Source organism: Collinsella aerofaciens (assembly GCF_009876115.1).
Taxonomy (GTDB): Bacteria; Actinomycetota; Coriobacteriia; order Coriobacteriales; family Coriobacteriaceae; genus Collinsella; species Collinsella aerofaciens_N.
Window position 1 is genome coordinate 22,148 of the sequence record NZ_WWSY01000014.1, and the last position, 16,405, is coordinate 38,552.

General features: G+C 63.7%; 12 protein-coding genes. 5 read left to right on the forward strand and 7 right to left on the reverse strand.

Annotated features, from left to right (window positions below):
* Positions 1–106: 106 nt before the first annotated feature.
* From GT571_RS07630 to GT571_RS07655, 6 genes are all read right to left on the reverse strand, one after another.
* Positions 107–2,977, reverse strand: a complete 2,871-nt coding sequence (locus tag GT571_RS07630) for an FtsW/RodA/SpoVE family cell cycle protein (RefSeq protein ID WP_161156456.1) — start codon at positions 2,975–2,977, stop codon at positions 107–109.
* Between the two features lie 16 nt (positions 2,978–2,993).
* Positions 2,994–4,892 (reverse strand): Stp1/IreP family PP2C-type Ser/Thr phosphatase, encoded by a 1,899-nt coding sequence (locus tag GT571_RS07635; protein WP_161156458.1) that lies wholly within the window; start codon positions 4,890–4,892, stop codon positions 2,994–2,996.
* The gene (locus tag GT571_RS07640) at positions 4,889–5,305 is read right to left on the reverse strand and encodes an FHA domain-containing protein (RefSeq protein ID WP_006235180.1); all 417 of its coding nucleotides are present in this window, start codon (positions 5,303–5,305) and stop codon (positions 4,889–4,891) included. The genes GT571_RS07635 and GT571_RS07640 overlap by 4 nt, the downstream gene beginning before the upstream one ends.
* A gap of 6 nt (positions 5,306–5,311) precedes the next feature.
* Positions 5,312–6,322 carry an FhaA domain-containing protein gene (locus GT571_RS07645; RefSeq protein WP_161156460.1) on the reverse strand — a complete coding sequence of 337 codons (1,011 nt, stop codon included), beginning with the start codon at positions 6,320–6,322 and terminating at the stop codon, positions 5,312–5,314.
* Entirely contained in the window at positions 6,319–8,172 is a 1,854-nt protein-coding gene (locus GT571_RS10015) for a serine/threonine-protein kinase (RefSeq protein WP_204987214.1), read from the reverse strand. Before GT571_RS10015 ends, GT571_RS07645 begins: the two co-directional genes overlap by 4 nt.
* A gap of 142 nt (positions 8,173–8,314) precedes the next feature.
* On the reverse strand, positions 8,315–9,031 hold the full coding sequence (locus GT571_RS07655; protein ID WP_161156462.1) for a hypothetical protein: 717 nt from the start codon (positions 9,029–9,031) through the stop codon (positions 8,315–8,317).
* Between the two features lie 115 nt (positions 9,032–9,146).
* On the opposite strand from GT571_RS07655, the gene dnaX reads away from it, so the two are divergent.
* A complete protein-coding gene (dnaX, locus tag GT571_RS07660; protein WP_161156464.1) occupies positions 9,147–11,645 on the forward strand; it encodes a DNA polymerase III subunit gamma/tau in 2,499 nt (832 codons plus the stop codon).
* A 21-nt stretch (positions 11,646–11,666) separates the two neighbouring features.
* Here the strand turns inward: dnaX and GT571_RS07665 are convergent, their stop codons facing one another.
* Positions 11,667–12,140, reverse strand: coding sequence for a hypothetical protein (locus GT571_RS07665; RefSeq protein WP_161156466.1), 474 nt, complete (start codon positions 12,138–12,140; stop codon positions 11,667–11,669).
* Between the two features lie 339 nt (positions 12,141–12,479).
* On the opposite strand from GT571_RS07665, the gene GT571_RS07670 reads away from it, so the two are divergent.
* The 4 genes from GT571_RS07670 to GT571_RS07685 all read left to right on the forward strand — a co-directional run bounded on the left by GT571_RS07670 (position 12,480) and on the right by GT571_RS07685 (position 16,402).
* Complete coding sequence (locus tag GT571_RS07670) at positions 12,480–12,800, forward strand: YbaB/EbfC family nucleoid-associated protein (RefSeq protein WP_006235174.1); 321 nt, start codon at positions 12,480–12,482, stop codon at positions 12,798–12,800.
* Between the two features lie 13 nt (positions 12,801–12,813).
* Positions 12,814–13,410 (forward strand): recombination mediator RecR, encoded by a 597-nt coding sequence (gene recR, locus GT571_RS07675; protein ID WP_089573257.1) that lies wholly within the window; start codon positions 12,814–12,816, stop codon positions 13,408–13,410.
* Between the two features lie 245 nt (positions 13,411–13,655).
* The gene (locus GT571_RS07680) at positions 13,656–14,561 is read left to right on the forward strand and encodes a hypothetical protein (RefSeq protein WP_161156468.1); all 906 of its coding nucleotides are present in this window, start codon (positions 13,656–13,658) and stop codon (positions 14,559–14,561) included.
* On the forward strand, positions 14,558–16,402 hold the full coding sequence (locus tag GT571_RS07685; protein WP_161156469.1) for a serine/threonine protein kinase: 1,845 nt from the start codon (positions 14,558–14,560) through the stop codon (positions 16,400–16,402). The genes GT571_RS07680 and GT571_RS07685 overlap by 4 nt, the downstream gene beginning before the upstream one ends.
* The last annotated feature ends 3 nt before the right edge of the window (positions 16,403–16,405 follow it).

The window sequence follows — 16,405 nt, forward strand, 5'->3', positions numbered from 1 at the left end:
CAACGATGTGTGTAGTACCAGATGTGTGGCCGCTGGGGCCGTGTGGCGCGTTGCCGCTAGCTCATCGGCCGCGGCGCGCCATAAGTATCCGCTTTGATCATGGGCATCACGCTCCCTGTGCGGCGAGCGCCGCGGTCAGGACGATGCCGGCAATCTTGGCCGCCTTGACGTCGTGTTTGTCGTAATCCTCCAGGGCTACCGAGATGGCAACCGTGGGTGAATCGTAAGGTGCAAAGCCAACAAACATAGAGTTGACGTTGGTGCCGCCGATCTCGGCCGAACCGGTCTTGCCGGCAACCTTGACGCCCGGAATCTGGGCATCGGTGCCGGTACCGGACTGGACGACGGCGAGCATGGCCTGCTTGACCTGGTCGGCCGTGGCAGAGCTGACAGCCTGGCCCAGCGAGCGGGACTGCGTGGTCTTGACCACGGTTCCGTCCGGGGCGAGTATCTGGGACACAAAGAACGGGTCCATGACCACGCCGCTGTTGGCGATAGCGGCAGCGATCACGCAATTCTGCATGACGGTGGTCTGCGGGCCAGGCGTGTGGTCCATGCCGACGGGCTGGCCGGCGCCTGCCCAAGCGGTCTCCCACTCGGTCATAAGCGACGGGTCGGCCATGATGGAAGCTGCGGTGGTCAGATCCTGACCGAGCTTTTGGCCGTAGCCAAAGGCGTTGGCAAACTGGACGAGCGAGCTGGCGCCAATCTCGTTGGCCACCTGGCCAAAGACGACGTTGGACGACACGGCGAAGGCCTGCTGCAGGCTGATGGTGCCGTAGCTCTCGTTGGCATAGTTGGTGACCGGCGCGTTGCCGATGTCCATGGAGCCAGGCGCCTGGTACGTGCTGGTAAGGCTGGCGGTGCCGGTTTCGAGCGCCGCGGAGAGTGTGACGACCTTAAAGGTCGAGCCCGGGGTGTACAGCGCGTCCATGGCACGGTCGTACATGGAGCCGTCCTCGCCGCCGCCCGACTGGAGTAGCGCATCGATGTTGGTGTTGTCGTAGGTGGGCGAGCTCGCGCACGCAAGGACCGCACCGGTGCGCGGATCCATGACCACCACAGCGCCCTTAAAGCCCTTGAGCGCCTGCTCGGCAGCCGTCTGGATGCGCGAGTCGATGGTGAGCTTGGCGGTATTGCCCGGCTGGGTCTGCCCCGCGAGCGACGCGATGGCGTTGTTCCAGCTGGAGTAATCCTTGGAGCCGGTGAGCGTATCGTTCATGACGCTCTCGATGCCGGCGGTGCCGTATTGCTGACTCACGTAGCCCACCACGTGCGCGGCCATGTTGCCGTTGGGGTAGGAACGGGCGTAGGTGCCGTCCTCCTGCTGCAGCGACTCGGCTAGCGTCACGCCGTCGGACGTGATGATGGAGCCACGCTGGATGTACTTGGAGCGGGCGATGGTGTGGTTGTTGGTCGGCATGTCCTGATAGTCCTTCGCCTTGATGACCTGGACATAGGTAAGGTTGCCGATAAGGATGGCGAACAGCGCCGTAAAGGCAAACACGGCACGAGTCAGACGGTTGGCAAGTGCCACGCGGCCGAGCACGCCGGACTCTGGCGTGTCGAGCAGGCGACGACGCATGCGAGAACCCGCGGAGTGGCTGCCGTTGCCGTAGGAAGGTGCGTTGGCAAAACGCGTACCGGTCGGGGCAGCGGCGGATGCGACCTGGTCATCGGTGATGGCGGCCATGGTGCCGGTGCCGGTGAGCTCGGCTTCGCGTCCGGTTGCCTCGTCGCCGGCGCGCAGCAGCAGCGCGACGATGATAAAACTCGCCAGCAGCGAGGAGCCGCCCTGGCTCATAAAGGGCAGGGTGACGCCGGTCAGCGGGATTAGGCGGGTTACGCCGCCAACGATTAAGAATGCCTGGAAGCTGATGGCCGCCGTAAGGCCGGTCGCGCTAAAGGCGGCAAGGTCGGACTTGGCGCGGGCTGCCGTGGTGAGGCCACGCACGGCAAATAGCATAAACAGGATGAGCACGGCGCCGCCGCCCAAAAGGCCCATTTCCTCGCCGATGGCCGAGAAGATAAAGTCGGACTCGACGACGGGGATGTTGTTTGCCATGCCGTTGCCAATGCCGACGCCAACCAGGCCGCCGTCAGCCAGCGAGTAAAGTGACTGTACGATCTGGTAGCCCTGGCCCTGGGCGTCTTTAAACGGATCGACCCAGACCTGAAAGCGCACCTGCACGTGCGACAGGAACTTGTAGGCGCCCACGGCGCCAACGGCCAGCAGCGCAAGGCCGATGATGACGTACGAAAAGCGTCCCGTGGCAACATAGAGCATCAGCAAAAAGATGGTGTAGAACAGGACGGCCGAGCCCAGGTCGCGTTCGAAGACGACGATGAGCAGGCACACACCCCACACGGCAAACAGCGGCAGCAGCAGGCGAAAGCGCGGAATCTTGAGGCCCAGGATCTTGCGGTTGGAGATGGAGAGCAGCTCGCGGTTCTCGGCAAGATAGCCTGCCAGGAACAGGACGATGAAGACCTTGGCGAACTCGCCGGGCTGGATGGTGAATCCCGCGATGCGAATCCACAGCTTGGAGCCCGAGATCGTGGTGCCGATAAAGATCGGCAGCATCAGCAAGATGATGCCGATAATGCCAAAGGTGTACTTGTAGCGCATGACCACGTCGAGGTTCTTGACCAGTGCGAGCGTTCCCACCATGAGCGCCACCGAGACAAACAAGATGATAAGCTGCGAGATGGCGAGGTCGGGGGCCAGGCGCGTCACGAATGTGATGCCGATGCCCGAGAGCACAAAGACGATGGGCAGGATGGCGGGGTCGGCGCCGGGCGCCAGGATGCGCACGGCGATATGCGCCGCGGCGAAGGCGGCGAACAGGCCGATCGGCACGGCGAGCGTCTCAAAGGAAATCGTGGCGCCCGCGGTGAGCACGTACATCGCATAGAGCAGGATGACGGGGAACGCCGAGGCGATGAGCAAGAGCAGTTCGGTGTTGCGGCGACTCATAAGCGGCACTCCCTTTCTAATTCTTATCGGAGGCTTCGGCCTCGGCTGACTGTTCGGCGGTTTTCTCGGAATCTGACTCGGAGGTGGATTTCTGATCGGTGTTGTCGCGAATCGTTTGCGCGTCAATCACCTGACGGGTCTGCTCCTCGTCAATCTGATGGCGGTACTTGGAAATGGTGTCCTGCGCATCGTCGACATTCGTTTGCGGAATGCCTGCCTTCAGGCGGTTTTGCGTGTCTTCGGGCAGGTCGGACAGTTTGATGCTGGTTTCGCTCTCGAGCCAGTGGAGTTCGACCCCGAGCGTCTTGCCGGGCAGGCCGCGCCAGACGGCGACATTGCCGTGGTAGGTTCCCAAGTAATAGGAGCCGGTGACGCCCGTGTATGCCCAGATGCCTGCTACCAGCACAAAGACAAGGGCCAAGATGGCGGCGATGGTGACATTGCGGCGTCGGAGGCGTTTTGCCTCGCGCATGACGCCGTCGTCGACCAGGTCGACGACCACCACGGTCACATTGTCGTGGCCGCCGGCGGCGAGCGCCGCGTCCACCAAGTTGTCGACACAGATCTGTGCGGTCGAGGACTGCGTAGCGATGTTCTCGATATCGCTATCGGGAATCATGCTCGAAAGACCGTCGGAGCACAGAATCAGGCGGTCGCCTTCCTCGATGTGCAGGGTAAAGTGGTCGGCATACATGGCGGGATCCGAGCCCAGCGCGCGGGTGATGACCGAGCGGTTGGGGTGGACGCGGGCCTCGTCGGCCGTAATCTCGCCGGCATCCACGAGCTCCTCCACGTAGGAGTGGTCGCGGGTCACACGGATGAGCGTGCCCTCGTGGAGCAGGTAGGCGCGCGAGTCGCCCACGTGGGCGATGGCGAGCGTGTCGTTTTCGATGTAGGCGCAGGTGGCCGTGCATCCCATGCCGGGTTTGCCCAGGCCGTTGAGGGCGGCTTCGATCACGGCGGCGTTGGCGGCCTCGACGGCTGCGGCCAGGCGCGCGGCGTCGGCGAACTGCGGCGCCGTCTTGGCGATGGTCTCGACGGCGATGGAGGATGCCACCTCGCCGGCGGCGTGTCCTCCCATGCCGTCGCACACGCAAAAGAGCGGCGACTGCACCAGATAGGAGTCCTCATTGTGCGGGCGTACACATCCGACGTCGGAGCGGGCACCCCACATAAGCTGCGTGGTGGTGCCGGCGTCGTAGGTCGAGTCGGTTTCGATGCGCTCGTCGGTCAGCGGCTCAAAGCTCATGGTCGAGCCGGGATCTTTGAGCTTTGCCTCCACGGCGGCGACATCGATCTCGGCGGTGTCGCCGGGGGAGACGGTGTCGGCATCGTTGCCCGACTCGGCGTCGGAGATGTCCGGAAGGTTGAGATCTTCGGTTACGCGGTCGGCGGGATTGCCGTCCTGCTGCGGCTCGACAGCCGTCGGCTCGGGCGTCGCAAAGTGCGACGGCGCGGGCATGCTCTGGGGTTGAACTGAGGGCTCGGGAGCTGCGGCGGGCGCGGCAACGGGCTGCTCGACTTCGGCAGGCGTTGCGGATGCGGGTACCGCCTCGCTTGTCGGGGCGACGGGGAATACCGGCGCGGCAGGCTCGGGGGCTGCAAACACGGCAGCGCTCTCGTTAATCGCCTCGGCGACGGGCTCGGCAAAGTGAGCCGGTGCGGGCGTTGCCTCCGGTTCCGCCGACTGCTCGGCAGCGTGCGCGCCGATGGGGGCATCGAGCTGCTCGGTATCGGCGTCCTCGTCATCGACGAGTGTCGGATATTCTTGAGTTACATGCGAAAGAGGCAGGGAGAACACCGTGTCCTCGGGCTCCACGGTCGCAGGGCGCGCCGGAGCGGCATGAGCCGGCGCAGCTGCGGGGGCAGTCGGCGTCTCGGGCATGGTTGCGGACTTGTTCTCCTCGTCGATCATCGACGGTTCACCTTCATGACCACGTCGCCAATCTGGACCTCATCACCCTCGCGCAGCGTTGCGGGCTCCACCAGCTGACGGCCGTTAACGAGCGTGCCGTTCAGCGAGTTGAGGTCTTCGATGATGAGTGCCGGGCCCTGCAGCGAAAAGCGTGCGTGCGAGGCCGAGACAAACGGTTCGTTGATGCAGATGTCCGAGGACGGCGAGCGGCCCACGATGACGGGGCCGAGCATGTCTACATGGATGCCACGGATGCCGCGCGGACCCTTGTCCACATCGATCGTCCAGATAGCGGAGTCGCGGCGCTGGCCGCGTACGAGTCCCACGCCGGTTTTCATGACGGCGAACAGGAAGATGTAGAGCAGGGCGACCAGGACGATGCGGCCTGCAAAAAGGACGATATCGATGTTCATAAGCGACTATCCCCTAAATTCAAAGGTGCTCAGGCCAAACGTCAGCAGGTCGCCGTTGCGCAGCGGGCAGCGCGTGATGCGGCGGTTGTTGACGAGCGTGCCGTTGGTGGAATTGAGGTCCTCGATCGACCAGTCCGAACCGGTAAAGGTGAGTTGGGCGTGACGACGCGACACGTTGGGGTCGCGCAGGGCGATGTCCGAAACCGAACGCTCGCGACCGATGGTCACCTGCGCGGAAGTGATGCTGTGGCTCTCGCCGCTCACGACGTCGACGAGCTGGGCGAGTGGGCGCTGCGGGGCGCGGGTGCTCGCCATGTTGGAGGCAATACCGGCCGCGGCGCCAAGGCCCACGGCGGCGCCGGTCGCGGCGGCTCCGCCCATACCGGCGAGGGCGTCACGAGAGACGGTCTGCGGCACGGGGATGGGCGCGGCGGCGGGGTCGGGGGCGTTGGGCGCAAAGGGGTCGGCAACGGCGAGCGGGTCGGGAGCGGCGGCACGGGGCGCCGGCTGCTGGGGCATGGCGGCGGGGTGCTGTTGCTGCGGAGCGGCGAATTGCTGCTTGCCGGCGCGGGGGGCGCTGGCGGCGCGGCTTGCGGCCGAGTTGTTCTGACCCAGGCCATTCTGGTAAGCGCGCTCTTCCTCGTACAGACGACCGAGCGTGGGGGCGTCGACGTTCTCGGCAAAGACCGAGAACTTACCGGCACGCAGCTGCGGGTCGATCATAAAGCGAACGAGGGGTTCGCCGACAAACACATACCGGCGCTTTTCGGCCTGCGCCTTCACAAACTCGCGGACTTCGCGCGAAAGCTCGGGGTAGAACGGGGCGAGCATGGGATCGTCGTCGGCGGCGATCAGGATGGTATAGAGTGCCGGCGCGGTGTTGACGCCGTTGATCACCAGAGTCTGATCCTCCATGTCGCGAGCGGCCTGCTTGGCAAGCTTCTTAAAGGAGAACGGGGCACGGGTGGCACCGAAGATGCCGGCCACGTGGTCCTCGAAGATGTTCAGGAAGTTCACGAAAGATCACTCTCCGTATAGGTTCTTTGGTATCCGAGCAAATATAGGCATATCCCAACGATTATAGAGGATAGGGTTCCCGCAACCGCCACCTTGACGACGACCGCGGCCGCAAGGCTGGCAATTTCCATATGGTGTGCAAGACAGAGCGACGCCGCGGTGCCTATTCCGCAGCCGGCGATGGCGGCGATTGCAGTCAGGTTCGAGCCCTGCACGGCACGCTTGGCATGGACGTTGAGCAGCAGAGATGTCAGTGCAGCTGTCGCCGCGACGAGCACGACGGCAGCCCAGAAGAGCATGTCTCCCAGCGCCGCGGCAACATTGCCGAGCCCCAGCACGCCTCCGGCGGAAAGCGCAACCGTAGCCAGGCGGCCAAAAAGCGCGCCCATTCCCGTGGCGGCCGCGGCGCTTGCCGGGCCGAGCCAAAAGGCCGCGATGCCGGCGGCGACCCCGGCGGCAAGGAGGGCGTCGCCCGTTAGACAGCCAAGTGCCACCGCGCAGGTGAGCGCGGCGCTCGCGGCGGCCTCGGTGCGGCCCCAGGCGATCCACCAACCGGACATGGTGGCGGCAAAGAGCACCGCGACGGGCAGCATCGACAGGATGCCCTGCGCCTGCATGGTGGCGTTGGCCATAAGTACCAAAAAGCCCACGGCCGAGATAGCCGAGCCAATCTGCGGGGCCAGGCCGGCGGCCGCCCCAATCGCGATGGCCGCGGCAATAAGTCCGGGAAGCGCCGCGACGCCAGCCGTCTGCATGATCAAAAAGCTAAAGGCACCACACGTTAGCGCCGAGATGGCGCGCATGGTGTAATCGCGCGCGTGGCTCCAGCGCGTGCCGGCCCAACCAAGCGCGGGGTCGACCTCGATGGTGTCGTCCTCATAGGGCAACGATTCGATATCGTCTGCCGCGCGCTCGTCATCCGACAGCTCGCCCACCATCTGCTCCAGGCTGCGACGGCCCTCGCGCACGCTGCCCAAGCCGGCGAGCAGCTGGTCGCAAAATGCCTCGATGCTGTTGGGGCGGTCTTGTGGCATGGGAGAGAGGGCGCTCATGAGCGCAGCCTCGGCTCCCGGGGGAAAGTGCGGGATGAGCTCGCTGGGGTAGGTGGCACCGCCGATGATGCGGTCGAGCGAGTCGCCGGGCGTGGCGGCCATAAAGGGAGCGCTGCCGCACAGGCCCTCGTAGATTACACAGGCGAGGGCAAAGACATCGGTGCGCTCGTCGACTGTGCCGGTCTCGATATCGAGCTGTTCGGGCGGCATGTAGCCGATGGTGCCGCCGCGCGAGCCGCCAAAGCCGCCGGCAGACGACAGCCGCGCCATGCCAAAGTCGGTGAGCTTTACATTGCCCGAGTGGTCGATGAGCACGTTGGCGGGCTTAATATCCAGGTGGAGCACGCCGTTGCTATGGGCGAAGGTGAGCGCCTGGCCCAGCGCGTCGGCAATTGCCGCGGCCTCGTCAAAGGTGAGCGAATGGCCATCCACGCGATGCAAAAACTCGGCCAATGACATACCGTCGACATACTCCATGACCAGGTAGGCATAGGCGGTGTCGTGCGTAAAGTCGATAACCTGCACGATATTGGGATGTTGAAGCATGGCGGCGGTGTGTGCCTCGCGCAGGACATCCATGATGTCGCTGGCGGGCATGCCGGCACCGCTTGTGAGGGGGATGCGCTTAATGGCGACGCGACGGCGCAGGTGCGTGTCGCGGCAGATCTCGATGGAGCCAAAACCGCCGGTCGCAAGCGTCTCGAGCGGCTGGAACCGCTTGAGCAGCTCGCGAGAGCTGGTGCCCTCCAAGGGAACGTCCGGCGAGAACCGGGCGGTATGTTGCGAGAAAAGCGGCATGGCCAACCCTCGTGCGTTTAAAGTTCGTTTGCGAGCGGCAGGCGCGGAGCCGAGCCGTTCGCGGTGGCATAGATGCTGCTAGTTTAGCACGCTCGGGCGCATGGTGAAGGTAGCGGGGCGAGGCGGCCTGTCTGACTTGGCCTTAGCGCTTCTTCTTGTTCTTCTTCTGCTTGCGTTGCTTGCCCTTGGTCTCCTGGGGCTGGTCGCCCTGCTTGGCCTCGGCAGCGGCCTTCTCAGCCTTCATCTTCTTGCGTTTGGTCTCGATGCGCAGCTTTTTGTTGATGCGCGCCTTAAGGAAGGAGCCAAACTGCTCGGCATCACCACGCACAAAGGTGTCCTTAGGGATCGTCACGCCCTGGTCGGCGAACATGGCCACAAAGATGCGCTCGCCGTCGAGTACGTGGTCGAGCTTCTCAAACGGGAAGAACTGCGACTTGCCGCTCTTGCCCCAGACCATCAGGCCGTCCTCGTTGGCGGCGACGCGGCGGTAGCGGCCGCCCATGGATTCGTCTGCCTCGACGGCATCGATAAAGTCGCGCGCGAGCGTATGGTGCAGATTTTTGCTCCACCAGGCCAAAAAGGCGCCGAATACGATCAGGACGACGCCGAACTTGATCCAGCTGCCGCCGGCCACCAGCATGCCGATGCCGATGAGCGCGGCAATCGCGGCGGCGACATACAGGGAGCCGCGGCGCCTGGGCGAGGCGACCAGACGGGCGAAATCGGTGACGAGGTCGTTTTCGTACTGATACTCGTTGAGGTACAGGACGCCATCGTCGGCTGCTGCCTGCGTCTCGAGCGCGACCTCGACCTGGTCGGCTGCTTCGGAGGGAACGAGGTTGCTCTCTGCGTCTGCCATGCTCTTTGGACTCCTATCGCGACGGGCTCGCCGTACGGGTTATTATGGATGCAGTATGCCGTGCGACCGCATGGCCGCCGCGGCAACAAGACTCAGTATACCCGGGGGAGCACCCATGGAATCGTTGTACCGAAAGTATCGCCCGCTCACCTTCGACTCCGTGGTGGGCCAGCAGCATATCGTCTCGACGCTCGAGCACGCCATCACCGAGGGGCGCCTGTCCCACGCGTACCTGTTCTGCGGACCGCGCGGCACGGGCAAGACCACCATGGCGCGCATTTTGGCCAAGGCGCTGCTGTGCCGCAATGCCGAGGCGGCGCGCGCCGAGGGTGCGAGCGGCTGCATGCCCGATGGCACCTGCGAGGAGTGCGAGCTCATCGCCGAAGGCAACCACCCCGATGTCTACGAGCTCGATGCCGCAAGCCGTACCGGCGTAGACAACGTGCGCGAGGAGATCATCAACTCCGTTAACTTTGCCCCGGTGCGTGGCAAGTACAAGATCTATATCATCGACGAGGTCCACATGCTCACGACGGCGGCGTTTAACGCGCTGCTCAAGACGCTCGAGGAGCCGCCGGCGCACGTGATCTTTGTGCTGTGCACCACCGACCCGCAAAAGATTCTGGAGACCATCCTTTCGCGCTGTCAGCGCTTCGATTTCCACCGCATCGGTAACGAGGATATCGAGCGCCGCCTGGCATACGTGTGCGAGCAGGAGGGCTTCGACTACGACGACGAGGCGCTTGCCATCGTGGCGCGCCATGCCAAGGGCGGCATGCGCGATGCGCTCTCCACGCTGGAGCAGCTGAGCGTCTTCGGCAACGGCACCGTGCATGCGGACGATGCCCGCTCACTTTTGGGCGAAGTTTCGGACCAGATTCTGGGAGAGTTTACGCGCGCCATTGCCGATCGTGATGTCGCCGAGCTCTATGGGCTTATTCGCGCGCAGGTCGAGGAAGGTAACGATCTGCTGGAACTGACGCGCGACCTGGTGGCGCACGTGCGCGACGTGTATGTTGCCTGCGTTGCCGGTGCCCGTGCTGAGTTGTTTGAGGGCGGTGTCGAGCAGGCCGAGGCGCTTGCAGCCGAGGCCGCTGCCTTTGGCGAGCATCCTGCCGATCGTTTGGCTCGCGTGCTGACCGTGCTCGACGATGCCGCCTTGGAGATGAGGGGTGCGAGCGACGTGCGCCTGGTGCTCGAGATCGCCTGCACCCGCCTGACGCGTCCCGAGGCCGATTTAACGATTGAGGCTTTGGCCGAGCGCGTGGCTCGCTTGGAGGCCATGGTTGCCAACGCCGCCGTTCCGGCGAGCGTGGCTGCTGCTCAAGCGAGTGCGCCTGCGGCTGTCGCGGCTGCACCTGCGACGACACAACAACCGACGCTGATCTCGGGTACCCGAGCTGCTACTCCTGCGGCGACCGCCGCCCCCGCTGGTACGTCCGCGCGCCAGGGCGGTATGCCTTGGGACCGTGGTGCTGCTGTTCCGGCTGCCCAGCCTGCGTCCCGTTCTGCGTCCGTGTCAGCTTCCAAGCCTGCAGCGCCTGCACCTCAGTCTGCGCCGACTCCGACGCCTCAGCCCGTTGCGGCCCCCGCGCCTGCCACCGCTCCGGTACCTAAGCCCCAGTCCAACAACGCCGCCCAGGTTGCCGCCGCCGGTGCTGCCGAGACCCCCGCGGTTGAGGACGCCGGCGAGCTCCAGCGCAAATGGGCCGAGGTCGTCGAGCGCGTCAAGGCTCGTCAGGCCTCCTACGCAGGGCTTTTGCTCAACGCCCGCGCCACGGCCGACGACGGCTCCAAGCTCACGGTCTCGTTCCCCGCGGGTTCGACTTTTGCCATCAAGATGCTCGGTCGCGCCGATACGCAGTCGGTGGTCCTGCCGACGGTCTGCGCGGTCTTCGGTCGTCGTACCGTCGACTATGTCCTGGATGGGGGTGGCACGCCGGCTCCTCAACATGAGGAGCATTCTCCATCTGCACGGGCTGCGGTATCTGCGGACCCGCAACCCGTGTCCTCGGTGCCCCCTGCATCCTCGAGCGCCAGCGCGACGCAGCCAAAAGCGGCGCCGGTAGCGGCACCGACCCCGTCGGCGCCTGAACCCGCTGCGCCCAAACCGGCTGCTCCGATCCCCGCGCCCAAGTCCGCTGCCGCGCCTGCGCCCAAGTCATCCGACCTGGCCAAGGCCCCTTGGCTGCGCTCCGACAACTCTGCCGGTGCTCCTGCCACGGGCAAGCTCCCGACCGAGCCAGCGCCCCGAGCGCCCGAGCGCGCGTCCGTCCCCATGGCTCAGCCGCCTGCGCAGGCTGCGCCATGGGAATCCGAGCAGGTGCCCTACGACGATGCTATGGTCGGTGGTTTTGCTGCCGATGCCGGCGGGGATGATCTGCCCCCGTTCGACGTGCCGGGTGCGGCGTCCGCGACCAAGGCCGCTGCTGTGGCACCCGCAGCCTCTGCAAACGACGACGTCCCCGCCGCTCCCTGGGAATCCAATCCCGGTGCTGGCAGCCCCTTCGGCCATCAGGGCGCAGCCCCGAGCATCCCGCAGACCGAGGACGAGGCCAAGGCCCTCATCCGCAGCGTCTTTGGCCAGGCCACCATCTTCAAGCCGGTGGAGTAGCTGCGCAGGCGGGTATACTGCTCAAGAAGAGGACCCCTTGTCCGGGCGCATCTGTATTTCGGACATGTGTAGTGTGGTGCCGCGTATGTCGCATTTGAGCAGACAGGTGCGTGACGGTCGGCCTAGGATGCTGAGGTCGATACGATACGTCGCATGGCCGTCCGTGTACTCGACTTGCTCGGCGTTGACGGTTGCTCCGATTGTAAATAAAGAGCCCAGTTCGGCATCGACAATCTTGGAGTCCTTTATCTTGACCTTGAACTCTTGGTAGAGGGACGGGCTGTTGTAGTAAATGGTTCGGGTTCCGTCGGTGCATTCATCGGTCGTCTCCCATTTGACGACGGGCTGGTCCGAGCTGGCTATCAGCAGTTCTGCTCCAAAAGCTATGGCATGGGTGATGACAACCAGCAATGCCCAGCCGACAAAGAGATAGAGAACCACATATGCAACGGGGTGTTTTGAGCGGATGTTTTGGAGCGCGTCGGGGGCATTCATGGGGCACCTCCAAATTGCAATCTATGACAATCAAATTATACCCTGCCGCCATGTGCTCCGCCTCGAGCAGCGGTTTGGCATTTAGCTATTTAGTGGCACACATGAAATGCCGGATTCGGCTCTACTAGATTGAGTATGCGATATTATGCAACCTTGCATAATTCGGCCTTGCATAATCTTTGCGCGTGGTTTGTATTGGAGGACATGTATATCGACTGAGGTAGCGTGTCCGCCCCGCTTGCTTGCCCCGCGCCGTGGTACGATTTTTGAGTTTGAAAGTCCCGTCGCGCTCCGGCTGCCCTTGCAGCTTGTCGCGCGGCCGCACGTAAAGGAGCCATCATGGCCGGTATGAACATGCAGCAGATGATGAAGCAGGCTCGCAAGATGCAGGAGCAGCTTGCCGCCGCGCAGGAAAACCTTAAGTCCCAGACCGTCGACGCCTCTGCCGGCGGCGGCATGGTCAAGGTGACCGTTAACGGCGAGATGGAGCTCGTCAACCTCACCATCGACCCCGATGCCCTCGATCCCGAGGACGTCGATATGCTGCAGGACATGATCATGGCTGCCGTCAACGAGGCCGTTCGCGGCGTCAACGAGCTCGCCAACAAGCAGATGGGCGCCATCACTGGCGGCCTCAACATCCCGGGCATGCCGTTCTAAGACGCGCATATATATGAGTGCCAACCATAGCCTGCAAAAATTGCTCGATGAGCTGGGTCGTCTGCCGGGCATTGGTCCCAAGTCGGCCCAGCGCATCGCCTATTACCTGCTCGAGGCCGATGCCGAGGAGGCGCGCCGCCTGGCCGAGGCTATCCTGGAGGTTAAGCAGGAGGTTCACTTTTGCAGCCGCTGCTTTAACTACGCCACGGCCGACGAGTGCTCCATCTGCCAGGATTCGATGCGCGATACCACTCGCATTTGCGTGGTGGGCGAGCCGCGCGATGTCCAGGCGATTGAGCGCACGGGCAGCTACCACGGTCTCTACCACGTATTGGGCGGCGTGATCAGTCCCATGGACAAGATTGGTCCCGAGCAGTTGCACATTCGTGAGCTGCTGGCACGCTTGGGCCACGAGGACATCCACGAGGTCATCATCGCCACCAACCCCAATATCGAGGGCGAGACCACGGCGAGCTACCTGGCCCGCACTATCAAGCCGCTGGGCGTTGAGGTATCGCGTCTGGCGAGCGGCCTTCCCGTGGGCGGCGACCTGGAGTATGCCGACGAGCTTACGCTTGGGCGCGCCATCGAGGCCCGTCGCACGATTTAGGTGGCGAGCCTGCTCCTGCCGCATGTCTTCATCGCGACGCACGGGGTAGCCATAATTTCCCCGTGCGACTGTAAGTTTGTTGTGCAACAAAGATGCTTTGTATCCGCTTATCGCATGGATGCTTCCACTCGCATCCTTAATTTGCCCATTCGTTGCGCAACCTTTTGGGTTCGCTGATACACTCAAATATGGATTCGAATGAATGCGCCGCTCCCGAGCGGCGTGTTTTTGTTGGAGGAGAACGCATGCGGCCCGGTGGCACTCAGACAAAGCGCGGCGCCGCGGTGCGCATGCGACGCCGACTGGGCTTGGCGCCGCGGGCGTACGCACTGCTGTCTTGCTCGCTGGTGCTGGTCATAGCTGGCGTTTCTGCCTATGGCATGACCGTGCCGTCCATGATGCAGGCACATGCCGCACGCGAACCGCGCGTGGGGCATGAGGTCAAAAGTGACCTGGGGACCACGACTGGATATGCTTGGGCAAGTGCGGTCGCGCATATTGTGTTTGGCACCGGCGACGCGGACGGCGCCGAGGCCCCGGACAACGAAGTCACGCTTGCCAATGGCAAAACCATCGTGCTCACCAACACCAAGATCATCGATCGGTTGTCCAACAATAGCGTGGCGGCAACGGTGAATAAGGTCGAGCGGCAGAAGGAGCAGGACGCCCAGCAGTCCGGAAAGCCCGGTAGCTCGGATACTTCTGGCTCCGGCTCGGATTCGTCGAGTTCGGGCGGCGGCTCTGGGCCGGGTTCCTCTGCCGGAGGGTCTGGAAACGGCGGCTCGACGGGCGGCAACGCTGACAACGATGCAAACTCCGGTGGCCTTTCCGCTGCTGAGGAAGAGAGCATTCACAGTTGGCTTGTAACCAAGTACAACATGCTCGACGGCTATGTTTCTCGTGCCAATGACGTGGTTTCGACCTATAACTCTACGGGAGATCCCAGGCCGTGCGACAGCCTGGTCGGGGAGATGTTTGTCATTCGAGCTGAGTTCGGTCGTCAGACATTCTCGCCCCGGTCAAAGTGGTATCAGCAGTATGCCAATCTGTGGGGCTGTTACACCAACCTATGTCAATGGGTCGGCCATTACGGCGATGATGACGTCGCGCTCGGTAACTTCAACAATAACGTGGCGGCGCTTGCCCTATGATGACCGATCTTGCATCCACCACACCGCAATCGCTCGGTCGCGATCCCATGGTCGGCCTGCGCCTGGCGCGTGTCGACGGGTTTGAGCCGGCCATTGCGCTCGGTCAGGACGAACTGCCTGCCTATCTGCGTCGTTTTACGATGCTGTTTGCCGACGATGCCACCATGCGCCGTGGCGGTATCGGCCGCGTGACGCGTGCCGTCAACGCCCAAGGCGAGGCCGTAGCACTCAAACAGCTCATCTTGCCGACGCGCGATGAGTTTGACGACGATGCCGCCCATGAGGCGCTGGTCGCCAAGTTCAAAGCGGCGTTTCGCGAGGAATATGAATGCCATCGTGCCCTTTCGGGCCTTAAGGGCTTTCCCCGCCTCTATGGCTGGGGCGAGGTTGACGGTGTGCCTGCAATTGTCATGGAATGGGTCGAGGGCGAGACGCTCGCCCGCTTGCGCTCGCGCTTTGCCGTGGACGATGCCGGCCGCCTGTCGCCGCTTGTGGCGGCGCGCTTGGGGCGCGACCTGTTCGACCTGCTCTGCCGCATGAGCCTGGTGGGTGAGGGCTTTGTACATCGCGATATCTCGTCCGCTAATATTATGGTGCGTACGGCGCGTCTACCGCTTGACCGGCAGCTTGCCGAGGGCACCTTTGACCTGTGTCTGATCGACTTTGGCTCGTCGCTGGCGCTCGAGCCTGCGTCGGCCGTGGCCGGTACCGACGGCAAGGCGTCGTTTACGGAGCGCTATGCCACGCTGCGTCGCGCGACGGTTGCCTATGCCCCGCCCGAGATGCTCACCGACGATATTCCCGACCTGCGCGCTTTGCGTATGTCGCCGGCGATCGACGTCTATGCCGCGGCAAGCACGGTTTACGAGCTCATTGCCGGCGTCGAGCCATACGAAGCCGCGCCGGGCACTTCGGGCACCTCGGGTTCGCGCAAAAAGACGCGCGACATCGCGAGCCCCTACCGTCTCAAGATGGACACGCGGCCCGACTATCCCATTGGTGCCCATGCGCCCGGTTGTGATTTGACTCAGCTGCTTCGTCGTGAGCCCGATGTGGCGCTCGCCGCGGCCGAGCAGGCCCAGCAGCTAGGGCTTGAGCCGGATTCCGAAGAGCTACGCGATGCGCTGGCGTTTGTCGATGCCCAGCTGTTCGACGTGGTGATGGCCTGTCTGTCCAGCCATCAAAAAGATCGTCCCGAGCCGGCGGCGGTCGAGGCGGCGCTCTCGGCGTTTTGTGACCACTATGCGCAAAATGTCGGTCGTTCGCTCCGCGGCGAGCCGCTCACGCCGTGCCCCATGGATGCGTCTGGCCGTGCGGTTCGTCGCGCGCTGATGGTCGGCGCGACGGTCGTCTGTGGCGTGGTTTGGGCTGTGGTCGTGGTTTCGGCCGCGCTGCTGGCGTCGGGCGCTCGCGTGACGGCGACTTTGGGATCGCTCGTGTGGTCTGGGACGCTACCGGGTATTATTGCCGCACTGGCGTTGGCGCTGCCAGGCATAGCCGGCGTTACCGCGGGGGCACTTGCGCGCAATCGGCGCTCGGGGTTCCTGCAGGGTGTGCTTGCGCTTTCTGCCTGCGAGGTTCCAGTACTGGTTGTGGCTGCATGTAGCGTATTTTCCCAACGCGCCGTGATGGGCGGCCTTGTTGCCGCTCTGGTTGCAACCTATACGCTTACGTGGTTTTTGCTTGCGATGGGCTTTGCCTTTGAACTTCCCGTTTCGGCACCGCGACGCACAAAAGCCCAGATGGCGACTCCGCTTGCCGGTGGAGCCGCAGCTGCCCGTACTTTTGGCGGACCTGTCGAAGTATCGTCCGATTCTATTTCTACGACCAAGGAGGCCTAGGTC

What these genes read in the sequence shown, in the direction of transcription:
- GT571_RS07630 (WP_161156456.1), bottom strand. Translation starts at nt 2,977, where the DNA reads ATGAGTCGCCGCAACACCGAACTGCTCTTGCTCATCGCCTCGGCGTTC.
- GT571_RS07635 (WP_161156458.1), bottom strand. Translation starts at nt 4,892, where the DNA reads ATGATCGACGAGGAGAACAAGTCCGCAACCATGCCCGAGACGCCGACT.
- GT571_RS07640 (WP_006235180.1), bottom strand. Translation starts at nt 5,305, where the DNA reads ATGAACATCGATATCGTCCTTTTTGCAGGCCGCATCGTCCTGGTCGCC.
- GT571_RS10015 (WP_204987214.1), bottom strand. Translation starts at nt 8,172, where the DNA reads ATGCCGCTTTTCTCGCAACATACCGCCCGGTTCTCGCCGGACGTTCCC.
- GT571_RS07655 (WP_161156462.1), bottom strand. Translation starts at nt 9,031, where the DNA reads ATGGCAGACGCAGAGAGCAACCTCGTTCCCTCCGAAGCAGCCGACCAG.
- dnaX (WP_161156464.1), top strand. Translation starts at nt 9,147, where the DNA reads ATGGAATCGTTGTACCGAAAGTATCGCCCGCTCACCTTCGACTCCGTG.
- GT571_RS07665 (WP_161156466.1), bottom strand. Translation starts at nt 12,140, where the DNA reads ATGAATGCCCCCGACGCGCTCCAAAACATCCGCTCAAAACACCCCGTT.
- GT571_RS07670 (WP_006235174.1), top strand. Translation starts at nt 12,480, where the DNA reads ATGGCCGGTATGAACATGCAGCAGATGATGAAGCAGGCTCGCAAGATG.
- recR (WP_089573257.1), top strand. Translation starts at nt 12,814, where the DNA reads ATGAGTGCCAACCATAGCCTGCAAAAATTGCTCGATGAGCTGGGTCGT.
- GT571_RS07680 (WP_161156468.1), top strand. Translation starts at nt 13,656, where the DNA reads ATGCGGCCCGGTGGCACTCAGACAAAGCGCGGCGCCGCGGTGCGCATG.
- GT571_RS07685 (WP_161156469.1), top strand. Translation starts at nt 14,558, where the DNA reads ATGATGACCGATCTTGCATCCACCACACCGCAATCGCTCGGTCGCGAT.